Origin of the sequence: Nakamurella sp. (assembly GCF_044224575.1) — a bacterium.
Taxonomy (GTDB): Bacteria; Actinomycetota; Actinomycetes; order Mycobacteriales; family Nakamurellaceae; genus Nakamurella.
This window is the reverse complement of the sequence record NZ_JBGAKE010000001.1, coordinates 265169-278863: the sequence shown is the minus strand read 5'-3', so window position 1 is coordinate 278863 and position 13695 is coordinate 265169. Positions and strand designations below refer to the sequence as shown.

The 13695-nt window shown below is 71.8% G+C and carries 11 protein-coding genes; 5 read left to right on the top strand and 6 right to left on the bottom strand.

Annotated features, from left to right (window positions below; genetic code table 11):
- The first annotated feature begins 23 nt into the window (after positions 1-23).
- Positions 24-1031, top strand: a complete 1008-nt coding sequence (trpS, locus tag ACILSK_RS01240; protein WP_395725285.1) for a tryptophan--tRNA ligase — start codon at positions 24-26, stop codon at positions 1029-1031.
- 78 nt (positions 1032-1109) lie between these two features.
- On the top strand, positions 1110-2192 hold the full coding sequence (locus ACILSK_RS01235; protein WP_395725284.1) for a YhjD/YihY/BrkB family envelope integrity protein: 1083 nt from the start codon (positions 1110-1112) through the stop codon (positions 2190-2192).
- 214 nt (positions 2193-2406) lie between these two features.
- On the opposite strand, the gene ACILSK_RS01230 is transcribed toward ACILSK_RS01235, so the two are convergent.
- The gene (locus tag ACILSK_RS01230; protein ID WP_395725283.1) at positions 2407-4128 is read right to left on the bottom strand and encodes a serine hydrolase; all 1722 of its coding nucleotides are present in this window, start codon (positions 4126-4128) and stop codon (positions 2407-2409) included.
- Between the two features lie 37 nt (positions 4129-4165).
- The gene (gene trxA / locus ACILSK_RS01225; protein ID WP_395725282.1) at positions 4166-4546 is read right to left on the bottom strand and encodes a thioredoxin; all 381 of its coding nucleotides are present in this window, start codon (positions 4544-4546) and stop codon (positions 4166-4168) included.
- 163 nt (positions 4547-4709) lie between these two features.
- Between trxA and ACILSK_RS01220 the strand changes: the two genes are divergently transcribed.
- Positions 4710-6107: a serine/threonine-protein kinase gene (locus tag ACILSK_RS01220; protein WP_395725281.1), complete on the top strand. Its 1398-nt coding sequence runs from the start codon at positions 4710-4712 to the stop codon at positions 6105-6107.
- Here ACILSK_RS01220 and ACILSK_RS01215 read toward each other — a convergent pair.
- Both ACILSK_RS01215 and ACILSK_RS01210 read right to left on the bottom strand, forming a co-directional pair.
- Complete coding sequence (locus ACILSK_RS01215) at positions 6086-7462, bottom strand: hypothetical protein (protein ID WP_395725280.1); 1377 nt, start codon at positions 7460-7462, stop codon at positions 6086-6088. The two genes, ACILSK_RS01220 and ACILSK_RS01215, sit on opposite strands and share 22 nt — an antisense overlap.
- Positions 7459-9501 (bottom strand): VWA domain-containing protein, encoded by a 2043-nt coding sequence (locus tag ACILSK_RS01210; RefSeq protein ID WP_395725279.1) that lies wholly within the window; start codon positions 9499-9501, stop codon positions 7459-7461. Before ACILSK_RS01210 ends, ACILSK_RS01215 begins: the two co-directional genes overlap by 4 nt.
- Before the next feature lie 83 nt (positions 9502-9584).
- On the opposite strand from ACILSK_RS01210, the gene ACILSK_RS01205 reads away from it, so the two are divergent.
- Together ACILSK_RS01205 and ACILSK_RS01200 are read left to right on the top strand one after the other, a co-directional pair.
- Positions 9585-10109: a helix-turn-helix domain-containing protein gene (locus tag ACILSK_RS01205; RefSeq protein WP_395725278.1), complete on the top strand. Its 525-nt coding sequence runs from the start codon at positions 9585-9587 to the stop codon at positions 10107-10109.
- Between the two features lie 59 nt (positions 10110-10168).
- The gene (locus tag ACILSK_RS01200) at positions 10169-11218 is read left to right on the top strand and encodes a hypothetical protein (RefSeq protein WP_395725277.1); all 1050 of its coding nucleotides are present in this window, start codon (positions 10169-10171) and stop codon (positions 11216-11218) included.
- A 28-nt stretch (positions 11219-11246) separates the two neighbouring features.
- On the opposite strand, the gene ACILSK_RS01195 is transcribed toward ACILSK_RS01200, so the two are convergent.
- Entirely contained in the window at positions 11247-12029 is a 783-nt protein-coding gene (locus ACILSK_RS01195; protein ID WP_395725276.1) for a succinate dehydrogenase iron-sulfur subunit, read from the bottom strand.
- Positions 12029-13690: an FAD-binding protein gene (locus tag ACILSK_RS01190; RefSeq protein ID WP_395725275.1), complete on the bottom strand. Its 1662-nt coding sequence runs from the start codon at positions 13688-13690 to the stop codon at positions 12029-12031. The genes ACILSK_RS01195 and ACILSK_RS01190 overlap by 1 nt, the downstream gene beginning before the upstream one ends.
- Between the last annotated feature and the right edge of the window lie 5 nt (positions 13691-13695).

Genomic DNA, 13695 nt, shown 5'->3' with positions numbered 1-13695 from the left:
GGGCGGATGGCAAGATCAGCGCCATGAACGCCGCGTCCCGCCGACCGAGGGTGCTGTCCGGCATCCAGCCAACGGCCGACTCGTTCCACATCGGCAACTACCTGGGCGCGCTGCGGCAGTGGGTACGGATGCAGGACACGCACGAGTGCTTCTACTGCGTCGTCGATCTGCACGCGATCACGGTCGAGCAGGACCCGGCGGTGCTGCGGCAACGCACCCGGGTCGCCGCCGCGCAGCTGCTCGCGCTGGGCATCGACCCCGACCGGTCGACGCTGTTCGTGCAGTCCCAGGTGCCGGCGCACACCCAGCTGTCCTGGGTGATGGAGTGCCTGACCGGCTTCGGCGAGGCCAGCCGGATGACGCAGTTCAAGGACAAGTCGCAACGCGGCGGCGCCGACCGGTCCAGTGTGGGCCTGTTCACCTACCCGATCCTGCAGGCCGCGGACATCCTGGCCTACCAGGCCGATGCGGTGCCGGTGGGGGAGGACCAGCGCCAGCACCTGGAGCTGACCCGCAACCTGGCCCAGCGGTTCAACGCCCGCTTCGGACCGACGTTCGTGGTGCCCGAGCCGTACATCCTCAAGACAACGGCCAAGATCTACGACCTGACCGAGCCGCGGGCCAAGATGAGCAAGTCGCTGCCGAACGGCACCCTCGACCTGCTCGCCCCGGTGAAGACGAGCGTCAAGCGGATCAAATCGGCGGTCACCGACACCGAGCGGGAGATCCGCTACGACGAGGAGAACAAGCCGGGGGTGTCGAACCTGCTCGGGCTGCTGTCCGAGCTGCGGGAGGTGCCGATCGCGCAGCTGGAGCAGGAGTACACGGGCCGCGGCTACGGCGATCTGAAGGGCGGCCTGGCCGAGGCGTTCACCGCGTTCGTGGAGCCGGTGCAGGCCCGGGTGCAGGAGTTCCTGGCCAATCCGGCCCAGCTGGACAAGATCCTGGCGGCCGGGGCCGAGCAGGCGCGCGCCGTCGCGAGCGTCACCGCGGCCACCGTCTACGAGAAGATCGGCCTGTTCGCGCCCTGACCTGGTGCGCCCGGCGCATTGCGGGGTACAGACCTTCACGAGCGTCACCCGCACGACGACCCCCCACCCGGAGGTTTCATGGTCACCACGCCGGAGCGCACCATCGGAAAGGGTCCGATTCCGGCCGACCCGCCGCCCGTCGGCCGGCTCGTCCTGCTGGGCAAGCGGATCGCGTCCCGACCCGGTGTCAAACACCTGATCGCGGCCATCACCCGCTATGGCGACCGGCTGGGCAGCCAGTTCGCCGGGGCGATGACCTACTTCTCGTTCCTGTCCCTGGTCCCGATCCTGATGGTCGGGTTCTCCATCGCCGGCATCGTCCTGCGCAACAACCAGGAGCTGCTGAACACCCTGGAGAACGAGGTGGCCAAGCTGCTGCCGGTGGACATCGCCAATCAGGTGGTCTCGCTCATCGACAGCGTGGTGGCCAATCCGCTCGCGATCGGCATCGTTGGTCTGCTGATCGCGTTGTATTCCGGGATCGGCTGGATGGGCAACCTGCGCCGCGCGATCCGGGCGTTGTGGGGGCGAAAATTCGAGTCGGGCAAGGCCAACGCGGACAGCCTGGTGACCGGCACCATCAAGGACCTGGGCGCGCTGGCCGGGCTGGCCGTGGCCGTCACGGTCTCGGTGGGTCTGTCGGCGATCGGCGCCCAGTTCGCCGGCACGATCCTGGGCTGGCTCGGCCTGGCGGAGGTGAGCTGGCTGCTGCCGGTGCTGACCGTGGTGCCGATCCTGATCGCGATGGCCGCCGACGTGTTGATCTTCATGTGGGTCTACACGATCCTGCCGCCGAAGGCCCAGCGCTCGCCGTTCAAGGCGCGGCTGCGCGGTTCGATCATCGCGGCGGTCGGTTTCGAGATCCTCAAGTTCGCCCTGACCACGATCCTGCCGGCGTTCACGGGCAGTTCGAAGACCGCGGCGATCTTCGGCCCCGTCATCGGTCTGCTGTTCTTCTTCAACCTGGTCGCTCAGCTGGTGCTGTTCGTCGCCGCCTGGGTGGCGACGGCTGAAGGCCACGACGAGGACGACGACGAGCCGCTGCCGGAGGTGCCGGAAGCGACCTTCATCGTCCGCAAGGAGCCGTCCCGGCTCAGGTCCGCCGCGATGCTCGGGGTCGGTGCCGCGGTGGGCTGGGGGGCGCGTCGGCGGCGCGATTGACGCCCGCGCCTCGGCCCGCTCGTCTGGTGGTGGCGTCGGCCCTGGTTGGGCGGAGCCGCCGGGGTCGGCCGGCTTCGCTGATCAAATCCGGGGCAGGTCGGACATTTCGGGTGCCGGTCCGCGGGTTTGATCAGCCAACTTGATCGGCCCGACCTGCTTCGCGGATGAAATCCGCGTCGGATCGGACCTTTCGGACGCCGAATCGCAGTTTTGATCAGCGAGGCGCGGGGCCGCCGGGGTCGGCCGGCTTGGGATCCGCCGGTTCGGCCGGAGGCGTCGGTTCGGCCGCGCCCGTCGCCTCGGCCGGCTTGGGACCCGCCGGTTCGGCCGGAGGCGTCGGTTCGGCCGCGCCCGTCGCCTCGGCCGGCTTGGGATCCGCCGGTTCGGCCGGTGCTGCCGGTTCGGCCGCGCCCTCCGGTTCGTCCGTCGGTTCGTCGGTTCCCGCGGCGGCGGGGCCGGCCGGCTCGACAGGTTCGGTCGGCTCGTCTGTGCCCGTCGGTTCAGTCGGCTCGGCAGGCTTGGTCAGCTCGTCTGCGCCGGTCGGTTCGGCCGGCTCGCCGACCGCAGCCGCTCCGGGTTCGGCCGGGTCGGGCTTGGGTTTGGCGTCCCCGGCGAACACCGCCCTCTTGTTCAGGTGCCGACGCCGGATGAGCAGCACGACGCCCGCGGCGACGACCAGGATGCCGATGCCGGTCAGGATCCAGGCGACCGGGATACCGCTGGACGACTCGCCCGCGGTCGGCGCGGCCGCCGCCGCGGTCGGCCCCGGGGTCCCCGATGCCACCATCGACCCCGGGACCGGCGCCGAAGCGGGCAGGCTCGGCGTGGGGGAGGGCCCGCCGGTGGCCTCGGCCAGCGAGTTCACCAGTTCACCGACCGGCGCCGAGGTGGCCGGCAGAGCGAAACCCCAGTCGAGCAGCGACGCGGCCTGCATCCACTGCCGGCGGGGCTGCTGAGTGCCGTTCATCATCGTCACGACCAGCCGCCGGCCGTCCTTGCCTGCCATGCCGACGAAAGTGTTGCCGGCGTCGTCGGTGAAGCCGGTCTTGCCGCCCAACGCCCCCGGGTACTGGGCGAGCAGCTGGTTGTCGTTGGCCGCGATGTATCCTTCGCCGCCCGCGGCCGGCACCCGAATGTCGGGCCGGGCGATGAATTCCGGGAACGGCGCGGTCTGCATGTCGGCCCGCGCGAACAACGCCAGGTCGTAGGCCGAGGTTGACTGACCCGGCCCGTCCAGCCCGGAGGGGGTGGCGGCCCGGGTATCCAACGCGCCCAACGCCCTCGCGGTGGCGTTCATGTCGGCGATGGTCTTGTCGTACCCGCCGTTGGTCCGGGCCAGCGCGTTGGCCGCGTCATTGCCGGAGATCATCACCAGGTAGGAGATCAGGTCCCTGACGCTGTACTGGCCGCCGGCCTCGATGCCGACCCGGGTGCCGTCCTGGGCGGTGTCCGCCTGGGTGCCCTCGACCATTTGATCGAGGTTCTTCAGGTTGGTCAGCATGACCTGCGCGGTCAGCAGCTTGAGCGTGCTGGCTGGCCGGTAGCGGCCGTGCGGGTCCTTGGCGGCCAGCACCTCGCCGGTGTCCAGGTCCGCGATCACCCAGGCGCCGGCACTGATGTCCGGCGGCAGCGGTGGCGCATTCGGCGGCAGGATCAGCCCGCAGTTCGCCAACTGCGCCCCTCCGACCGGTGTCGATGGAATCGGGAGGGGCTCGGGCGCCAACTGGCCGTCCGGCACGTCCTCCGACGTGTCGACGGCGGGCGGCGGCTTGTCCCGCTGCGGGCATCCGTCGGTGGACGGGGCCTCGATGGTCACACTGGGTGGGACGAACGGATCGGTGTTCGGGGCGGCCTCAGCTGGCGCGACGGCGCTCAGGGAGGCGAAGACGAACGCGGCCCCCACCAGGGCGACGCGCCGGGGCAGGGAGGCGGGCATCGTGGCTTACGGTAACGCCCGCCCCGTGAGCAGCGTGTCAGTGGGCGGTTGCGCCCTGTTCCTGTGCCTGTGCGATCTGCCGACGCACGTCGTCCATGTCCAGGTCGCGGACCGCGCCGATCAGCTGCTCCAGCGAGGGCGCGGGCAGGGCTCCGGCCTGCGAGAAGACCAGAATGCCGTCCCGGAACGCCATCAGCGTGGGGATGGACCGGATGTTCGCGGCCGCGGCCAGCTGCTGCTGGTCCTCGGTGTCGATCTTGCCGAAGACGATGTCGGTGTGATTCTCCGACGCTTCCTCGAAAATCGGCCCGAACATACGGCACGGACCGCACCAGGCGGCCCAGAAGTCGACGAGCACGATGCCGTCACCGGACACCGTCGTCTCGAAATTGTCGTTGGTCAGCTCCAGCGTGGCCACGGAAATGTCCCTTCGGTTCTCTTCGGCATTGTTCGGATCGCACGGTCAATCTGTTTCCGATACTGCCAGGCATAACGGTGGGGGCCCGCCCGTCATTCCCCGGCGGCTGATCGGGCCCGGGCTGGGATACTCGGCCGATGCCGCGACGGGGGTGCCGGGTCCGATGAGCGATGTCGTGGCCGGCCGGTACGCCCTGATCGACCCCATCGGGTCAGGGGGTTCGGGCACCGTCTGGCGCGCCTACGACCGCCGGCGGGGTGCGTACTGCGCGGCCAAGTTGCTGCGCCAGCGCGATGCCGGCGAGCTGCTGCGCTTCGTCCGCGAGCAGTCGGTCCGGCTGGACCATCCGCACATCGTCAGCCCCTACAACTGGGCCGCCGAGGACGGCACGGTGCTCATCGCCAGCGAGCTGGTGGCCGGCGGCTCGCTGCACACCCTCATCGGCGACTACGGCCCGCTGGCCGAGGGCACCGTGGTCGCCCTCCTGTACCAGGTGCTCGCCGGGCTGGCCGCCGTGCATGACGCCGAGTTGATTCATCGGGACGTCAAACCGGCCAACGTGCTGCTGCGGGTGACCGGAACCGGCCCGTTGCACGCGGTGCTGACCGACTTCGGGCTGACCATCAGCCGGCGGGATGCCCGGCTGACCCAGGTCGGCACGGTCATCGGGACCCCCGGCTACCTGCCGCCGGAGGTCCTCGTGGGTGGGGTGCCGCCGGATCCGCGCCACGATCTGTATGCGGTGGGCCGGCTGGCGGTCACCCTGCTGGGCGGTGCGGAGCCGGTCGGCCCGGCCGTCGACGTCGTCGACACGGTCCGCGATCCGGTCCTGCGGCGGGCGGTCGATGCGCTGCTCCGGCGGGACCCGGCCGAGCGCCCACCGAACGTGCCGGCCGCCGTGGCGCTGCTGGCCGGCGCCGGGGCCGACGCGGCCCCCCGGACCCGCGACGGGGATCCGGTCGAGGTGCTGGACCAGTTGCCGGCGCTGGCCGCCGGGGCGGGGATGACCGTACCGCCGGCCCCGGCGGGCGGGCCGGTGACGGTCATCGACGTGGCACCGACCGCCCCGCGCACCGGCCGACCGGATCCACGACCCGCGGCGGTCACGCCCGCGCCGCCCGGGAACGCGCCGCCCGGATCCGCGTCCGCGGGGCCGACCTCGGCACCCGCGCCCGGGCCGGCCACGGCACCCGCCCCCGGGCCAGCCACGGCATCCGCGCCGGCCACGGCACCCGCCTCCGGGCCGGCGGCGCCACCCGCCCGGCCGCGCCGGCGATCCGGGCGGGTGCTGGCCGCGCTCGCCGGCGGGCTGGTCCTGGTGGTCGCGGTGGTGCTGGGAGTGCGGCTGATCGGCGGGACGGGCGGCGGCGACCCGAGCAGCCCGCCGCCCACCGGCACGTCGACAAGCCAGTCGACCGGCTCGGCATCCCCGCCGGGCAGTGTCGACGCGCGGGTCGGCGACGAGTGCACCTGGCAACAGGAGGGCGATCGCCGGACCGGCGCCGACGGCGTGCTGGTCTGCACCCTGGCGGACGGTGCCTACCGCTGGCGCGCGGCCTGATCCGGTCGGCGCCGGGCCCGCAGCGCCAGGATCACGGCGCCCACCGCCGCCACGGCCACCGCGGCGCCGGCCCACCAGCCCCAGGCGGGCACACCCCCGCGGACGGGGTCGGCCTGCGCGGTGGGCACCCCGGCCGCCGACCCCGCACCCGGAGATCCGCCGCCGGTGGGACCTTCAGTCGACGACCCGGCGGCCGGTGACGGGTCGCCGGGCTGAGCCGCCAGGTAGGTCGGGCCGGTCTGCGCCCGGCCGTCGATCGCCACGGTCAGCACGAAGTCCGTGCGGGACGGCACCGCGTTGCGGTTCGCGCCGACCCGCAGGTAGTAGTCGCCGTCGAGGGCATAGATCGCCTGCAGCACGCCGTCCCGATTGGTGTAGCGCACCGGGTAATCGGTGTCCGCCCCGAGCGTGGCCCCCACGGCGGGCCCGAACCACAGGCTGCCGGTGCTGGCGAACCCGTCGAGCTCGCGGACCGGGTTGAACACGTCGGCGGTCACCTCCACCCCGCTCGCGTCGAGCGTCGGGTCGGCCGGGCCGATCTCGGTGACCGAATAGGCGAACCGCTGACCCCAGCTCAGCGGGATCTTGTAGTAGCGGTCCTCACCGGTCGCGATGGTGTCGTGGTAGGTCGCGCCGCTGGACAGGGCCGGTGCCTGGGCGAAGGACCGGCCGCCGGCGAGGTCGGCCGGCGTGCCGTGGGCGGGGGCAGGGAGGTCGGCGCCCACCGGCGCCGGTCCGGGCAGGCCGGCCCGGTCGGCCGGCGGCTCCATCCGGACCACGATCTCGGCCTCCAGTGGCTGATCCGCGAACGCCTCGCCGATGCGGTTGACCTGCAGGACGGCCAGCTCGTCGGTCGGGCAGGAAGCGTTGGCGTCGGGATCACCGAAGACCGGGCCGTTGAGCACCGCGATGACCGGTTGATGCCGGCCCTGCACCGGGAGGTCGTCCGCGGCGTTGGCGGCGCAGACGTCGCTGGTCGAGTCGAGCAGCGTCACCTCGACGCCGAACAGCTGCTCCGGTGCCGGATCGGCGTCCGGCGGGGACAACGTCACCGAGATGTAGGGGTGCACGCCGGGCCGGGCGTCGATCACGTAGTACTTCGTTGTGCCCATGGCGCCGTACTCGCCGATCCCGCCGCGGGAGAAGGTGTCGACGTACCGGCCGGGGTCCAGCCGCGGCGCCGTGGTGCCGGGCCGGTCGGCCCCGGACACCGGAACGGCCTGGTCGTCGGCCGTGGCGATCGGCGCGGAAATCGGTGCCGCGATCGGTGCGGAGATCGGTGCCGCGATCGTCGGGGTCAGGACGGCGAGCGCCGCGGCGGTGACGGCGCCGAGCAGGCGGGCCGGGCCGGTCAACGATCGCCCCCGACGCTCGGCGGCCCGCCGGCGGTCCGGCGCCGCGTCACCAGGATCACGACGGCCGCGACGACGCCCACGGCCAGTGCGCCACCCAGTGCCCACACCCAGCCCGGCACCGCGGGGTCGGCCGATGTCCGGTCCGTGGCGACGCCATCCGGGCTGGCCGTCGAACCGCTCGTGGCGGAACCCGCGACCGCACCGGACGGCGGCGTGGTGGACCCGGCCGAGCCGGCCGTCCCCGACGTGGAGCTGCCGCTCGTCGCCGCGGTGCCGGCCGCCAGGTAGGTCGGGCCGGGCTCGACGTCGCCGCTGACGACGACCTTGATCAGGAAGGTGGTGGTGGACGGTTGTTGCTCGTGCCGGTCGGCGTTGACCCGCAGGTAGTAGTCGCCGTCCAGGGCGAACTCGCGCTGGCTCGCGCCGTTGCGGTTGGTGTAGCGGGCCGGGTACGGCGTCGACGATGTGAAGGCATGGGTGTCCGGCGTGTCGCCGAACCACTGCTGGCCGTTGGTGTCGGCCAGGAGGGTGACCGTCGACCGCACCGGGTTGAAGACGTCGACCCACACGGCGGGAGTGGTGTAGCCGAGGCTGGGTTGGGCGGGACCGACCTCGGTGATCAGGTAGGTCAGCCGCTGACCCCACTGCACCGGAACCCGGTAGAACCGGGTCTGGCCGGTGGACAGTGTGTCGGAGTAGGTGGCCCCGCTGGTGAGCCGCGGTGCGTCGTTGAAGCTGGTGCCGCCGGTGAGCGTGACCGGCGGGCCGGCGACCGGGGCCGGGAGCGCGTCGCCCTCGGACGCCTGGGGCAGCAGGCCGGCGGTGTCGGCCGGTGGTTCCATCCGGACGACGATCTCCACGGGGAGCGGCCGGTCGGCCCAGGCCCCACCGATGCGGGCGACCCGGAGGACGGCGACCCCGCTCTGCGGGCAGGACTTTGCCTCGGGAGTTCCGAAGGTCGGTCCCGCCATCACCCCGGTGGCCTCCTGATTTCTGGCGCCCTGCAGGATGACCGAGCCGCGCTCGTGCCGGCAGGCCGTTCCGTCCGGGCCGAGCAGGTCCAGATCGAGGCCGAGAATGCCGATGTCGGTGGCGCCGCCGATGGTCTCGTCCGCCGGCACGATGGTGGCCGAGATGTAGGGGCGCATGCCGGCCTGCACCGGGACCGTGTAGTACTTGGTCGTTCCGGGGGTGGCCGTGTCCTCCGAGCCGCCCACCGCGAAGGTGTCGACGTACTGGCCGGGCGTCAGTAGCGGCGCCTGCTCCGAGGCCCGGTCGGCGCCGGTGACCGGGGTGCCGGCGGTGGTGTAGCCGGTGATCGCGACCTCGACCTTCGCCTGGAGCGCCTGGGCCAGGCCGGCGCCGTCCCCGGCGTCGCTGTAGGTGCCGCCGGTGGCCTGGGCGACACAGCTGAGCTGATCGCGGGCGGTGGCGTCGACCTTGAAGCCGACGGTGTGCACCGTCAGGTCGATGCCCTGCCGGTGCAGGTCGCGGGCGACGTCGCAGGGGGTCGGCGGCGCGCAGGTGTCCTCGCCGTCGGACACCAGGACGATGCTGCGCGGGCCCTCGTTCGGCAGCGCGTCGGCCGCCGCCGTCAGCGCGTTGCCGATGGGCGTGTAGCCGGATGCGGAGATGCCCTGGATCTGGGTGGCCAGGGCCGCCGCGTTCAGCGGGGCGACCGGGGCGAGCGTCCGGATGTCCTGGCAGCCCGCCGCCCGTTCGGCATCGGTGCTGCCGGTGCCCGTGCCGTAGACCATCAGGCCGACCTGTGCGTCCGCGGGCAGGGTGCCGAGCAGATCGGTGGCGGCGGCCTTGGCGGCGTCGATGCGCGGGCCGGGAGCGTCGGCCTGGTTCATCGATCCCGAGGCGTCCAGCACGATCATCACCGGAACCGGCGCCGCGGCCGCGGCGGTGGGCGCCGTCGCGGACGGTGCGGCGGCGGCCGGCGAGAGGGACGTCAGCGCCGCCAGCACCGTCGCGCCGACCAGGGCAGCGGCCCGGGCCGCCGCTCGGCGGTGAGCGGAAACGAATCGTGACACGGGGTTCTCCGTCCGATATCTTTGCAGTAGCAAACCCAACATTTGCACATGCAAATCCAAGATGCAAGCCCGGAAGGGGTGTCGTGCCCACCGCCGATGGACCCCACGCTCGACTGCAGCCGCCCGGCGGGCCCACCGTCACCCGCCAGGTCGACCTCTACGGGCTGAGCTGGTCGGACCGGCTGCACCGGTTGATGGCGGCGTACCGGTTGACCCAGGCCCGGCTGGCGGCGGTGATCGGGCTCAGCGCGCCGATGGTCAGCCAGCTGATCAGTGGGCAGCGGGTGAAGATCAGCAACCCGGCGGTCTACGGCCGGGTCGTGCGGCTGGAGGAACTGGCCGGCTCACCCGGTGTGCGGGCCGGCGATCCGGCCGAGATCGCCCGGGTACTGGCCGATGTCACCGCGGCCACGCCGACCTTGACGACCGTCGCCGGTCCGGCCGAACCCCGGCGGCCGGGGGAGCGGGAGCAGGCGGTCCGGCATCTGGCCGGCCTGGCCCCGCCGACGGTGCTACGGCTGGCGGCGGCCGCGGTCCCCGGCACGGACCTGGCCGCGCTGCTCGGCGAAGCGGCGACCGCCGACTGGGTGGCCCGCCCCCGCGGCTGACCGCCCGGACCGGCCGGAAAGGTTGGTTCGGAGCCGGCGGCGGACGGTACCGTCGAATCGTGGGGGCAGACGACTGGGCTCGCGCCGTGCACGCGTCCGTGCCGGTGCGTCGTCGGCGTCCCGGTGGTGCGTTCCTGCTGCTGGCGGTGGTCGGCCTGGTGGTGGCCGTCGCCGTGGTCGCCCTGGCCGTCGGCCGGACCGAGGCGACCGCGAGCACCCCGGCGGCGGCCGACGTGCTGGCCCAGCCGGCCGCGCCGTCGCCGACCGGGCCGCTGTTCGACGTCGGGCCGATGCCCAGCTTCCGCACCTCGTGGGAAGCAGTGTCGCCCGCGCCGGGCGGCGCGCCGGGCACCGGGGACGTGGTGGCCCCGTACCGGCCCGGGACCGGGGCCGGTATCGCCCGGCGCGGATTCGATGCGGGCAACATCATCTCCGACCAGGTCTTCTATGACTCCGGCGCGATGACCGAACCGCAGATCCGCAGCTTCATCGCCGCCCAGGGCGCCGGCTGCGTCGGTGAGCTGTGCCTGAAGAACCGGACCTGGACCCTGGACCCGGGAGCGGCTGACCAGTACTGCGACGCCTACCTCGGTGGCGCCGGGCTCGATACGGCTGCCCTGCTGGCCCAGCTGTCGACGGCGTGCCGGGTCAACCCGCAGATCATGCTGGTCACCCTGCAGAAGGAATCGAGCCTGCTCGATCGGCCGGCGCCCACCGAGGCGAACTACGACGCCGCGTTCGGCTGGCACTGCCCCGACGTGGACGGCGCCGCCGCGTGCGACCCGGCCTACCGGGGCTTCGTCGTGCAGACCGCCGGGATGGCCAAACAGTGGTCGCGCTACCGGGTCTCGCCGGAGAACTACTCCTACCGCAGCGGCCGGACCTACCAGATCGCCTGGGACGTGGACCCGGCGTGCGGGTCGGCGCCGGTGACCATGCGCAACACCGCAACCGCGTCCCTGTACAACTACACGCCCTACCAGCCCAACGCCGCGTCCCTGGCCGCCTACCCGGGTGAGGGCGACCAGTGCTCGTCCTACGGCATCCGCAACTTCTGGTTCCTGTTCCAGGGATACTTCGGGTCAGGCGCTGTTGCCAGCACGCCCTGACCTCTTACCCCCGACCCGGACCTCGACGTCAGACTCGGCGGAACATCAAGGCGCGCTTGACTTCCTGGATCGCCTTGGTCACCTGGATGCCGCGCGGGCAGGCTTCGGTGCAATTGAACGTGGTGCGGCAGCGCCAGACGCCCTCAGCGTCGGACAGGATCTCCAGCCGCTCCTGGGCGCCCTCGTCACGGGAGTCGAAGATGAACCGGTGGGCGTTGACGATGGCCGCCGGTCCGACGTAGGCGTCCTCGGACCAGTAGACCGGGCACGAGGTGGTACAGCAGGCGCACAGGATGCACTTGGTGGTGTCGTCGAACCGGTCCCGGTCCTTGGACGACTGCACGTACTCCCGGGTCGGCTGGTTGCCGTAGGTGATCAGGAACGGCTTGACCGCCCGGTAGGCGTCGAAGAACGGCTCCATGTCGACGATCAGGTCCTTGAGCAGCGGCAGGCCCTTGATCGGCTCGATGGTCACCTCGTTGCGCTTGTCCCCGATGAGATCCTTGACCAACACCTTGCAACCCAACCGGTTCCGACCGTTGATCCGCATCGCGTCGGAGCCGCAGACGCCGTGCGCGCAGGACCGGCGGAAGGTCAGCGTTCCGTCGATGTACCACTTGATGTAGTGCAGGACGTTGAGCAGCCGGTCCCCGGGTTGCGCCGGCACCCGGTACGACTCCATGTGCGGCGCGTCGTCCAGTTCGGGGTTGTACCGCTGGATGGTGACGGTGAGCATCACCGCGCCCTCGGGGATGGGCGGCAGCTCGGCGCGGTCGAGAGAGCCGGTGCCGGTCTCAGCTGCGATCGTCATCAGTACTTGCGCTCCATCGGCTGGTAGCGGGTCTGGACCACCGGCTTGTAGTCCAGGCGGATGTCGGCGGTCAGCTCCAGGCCCTGCTTGTAGGCCATGGTGTGCCGCATCCAGTTGGCGTCGTCGCGGTTCGGGTAGTCCTCCCGGGCGTGCCCACCGCGCGACTCCTGCCGCACGAGCGCGCCGACCACCAGGACCTCGGCCAGCTCGAGCAGGAAGCCCAATTCGACGGCCTCGAGCAGATCGGTGTTGTAACGCTGCCCCTTGTCCTGGATCGACACCCGCGCGTACCGCTCCTTGAGCAGCCGCACGTCGCCCAAGGCCTCCTTGAGGGTGGCCTCGGTGCGGTACACGGCGGCATTGAGGTCCATCGTGTTCTGCAGCGCCGTGCGGATCTCGGCGACCCGCTCCTTGCCGGTGGACTCGCGCAGCTTGGTCACCATCTCGATCACGACGGCCTCGGGATCGTCCGGGACCTGGGTGAAGTCGGTGGCGGCGGCGTGCTCGGCGGCGGCGATGCCCGCCCGCCGGCCGAACACGTTGATGTCGAGCAGCGAGTTGGTGCCCAGCCGGTTCGAGCCGTGCACCGACACGCAGGCGCACTCGCCCGCCGCGAACAGCCCGGGCACGACGTCGGTGTTGTTGCGCAGCACCTGACCGGTGATGTTGGTCGGGATGCCGCCCATCACGTAGTGGCAGGTGGGGAACACCGGCACAGGCTCATCGAGCGGCTCGACGCCCAGGTAGGTGCGCGAGAACTCGGCGATGTCCGGCAGTTTCGTCTCCAGCACCTCGGCCCCGAGGTGGGTGACGTCGAGCAGCACGTAGTCCTTGTTCGGTCCGGCGCCGCGGCCCTCGCGCACCTCCATCACCATCGACCCCTCGCCGCGGACCGCCTCCGAGATCAGGATGCCCAGCCCGGCCAGGCCCGTCGGGTGGAACTGGAAGAACTCCATGTCCTCCAGCGGCAGGCCCTTGCGGAAGACGATGCCCAGCCCGTCGCCGGTCAGCGTGTGCGCGTTCGAGGTCGTCTTGAAGATCTTGCCGGCGCCGCCGGTGGCCAGCACCACCGACTTGGCCTGGAAGACATGGATCTCGCCGGTGGCCAGTTCGTAGGCCACCGCGCCGGAGCAGACCTCGCCCTCGTCGGTCTTGGACAGCAGCAGATCCAGCACGTAGAACTCGTTGAAGAACTCGATCCCCAGCTTGACGCAGTTCTGGTACAGCGTCTGCAGGATCATGTGGCCGGTGCGGTCGGCCGCGTAACAGGCCCGGCGGACGGCGGCCTCGCCGTGGTTGCGGGTGTGCCCGCCGAACCGGCGCTGGTCGATCCGGCCCTCGGGCGTCCGGTTGAACGGCAGCCCCATCTTCTCCAGGTCCAGGACGGCGTCGATCGCCTCCTTGCACATCACCTCGGCGGCGTCCTGGTCGACCAGGTAGTCACCGCCCTTGACGGTGTCGAAGGTGTGCCACTCCCAGTTGTCGTCCTCGACATTGGCCAGTGCGGCGCACATGCCGCCCTGCGCCGCTCCGGTGTGCGACCGGGTGGGGTAGAGCTTGGTGAGCACGGCGGTGCGGGCCCGCTGGCCCGATTCGATGGCCGCGCGCATGCCGGCACCGCCGGCGCCCACGATCAGCACGTCGTACCGATGGAACTGCATAGTCA

Excerpts from the sequence above, each read along its gene's own strand:
- trpS (WP_395725285.1), top strand. The coding sequence starts at position 24 with ATGAACGCCGCGTCCCGCCGACCGAGGGTGCTGTCCGGCATCCAGCCA.
- ACILSK_RS01235 (WP_395725284.1), top strand. The coding sequence starts at position 1,110 with ATGGTCACCACGCCGGAGCGCACCATCGGAAAGGGTCCGATTCCGGCC.
- ACILSK_RS01230 (WP_395725283.1), bottom strand. The coding sequence starts at position 4,128 with ATGCCCGCCTCCCTGCCCCGGCGCGTCGCCCTGGTGGGGGCCGCGTTC.
- ACILSK_RS01220 (WP_395725281.1), top strand. The coding sequence starts at position 4,710 with ATGAGCGATGTCGTGGCCGGCCGGTACGCCCTGATCGACCCCATCGGG.
- ACILSK_RS01195 (WP_395725276.1), bottom strand. The coding sequence starts at position 12,029 with ATGACGATCGCAGCTGAGACCGGCACCGGCTCTCTCGACCGCGCCGAG.
- ACILSK_RS01190 (WP_395725275.1), bottom strand. The coding sequence starts at position 13,690 with ATGCAGTTCCATCGGTACGACGTGCTGATCGTGGGCGCCGGCGGTGCC.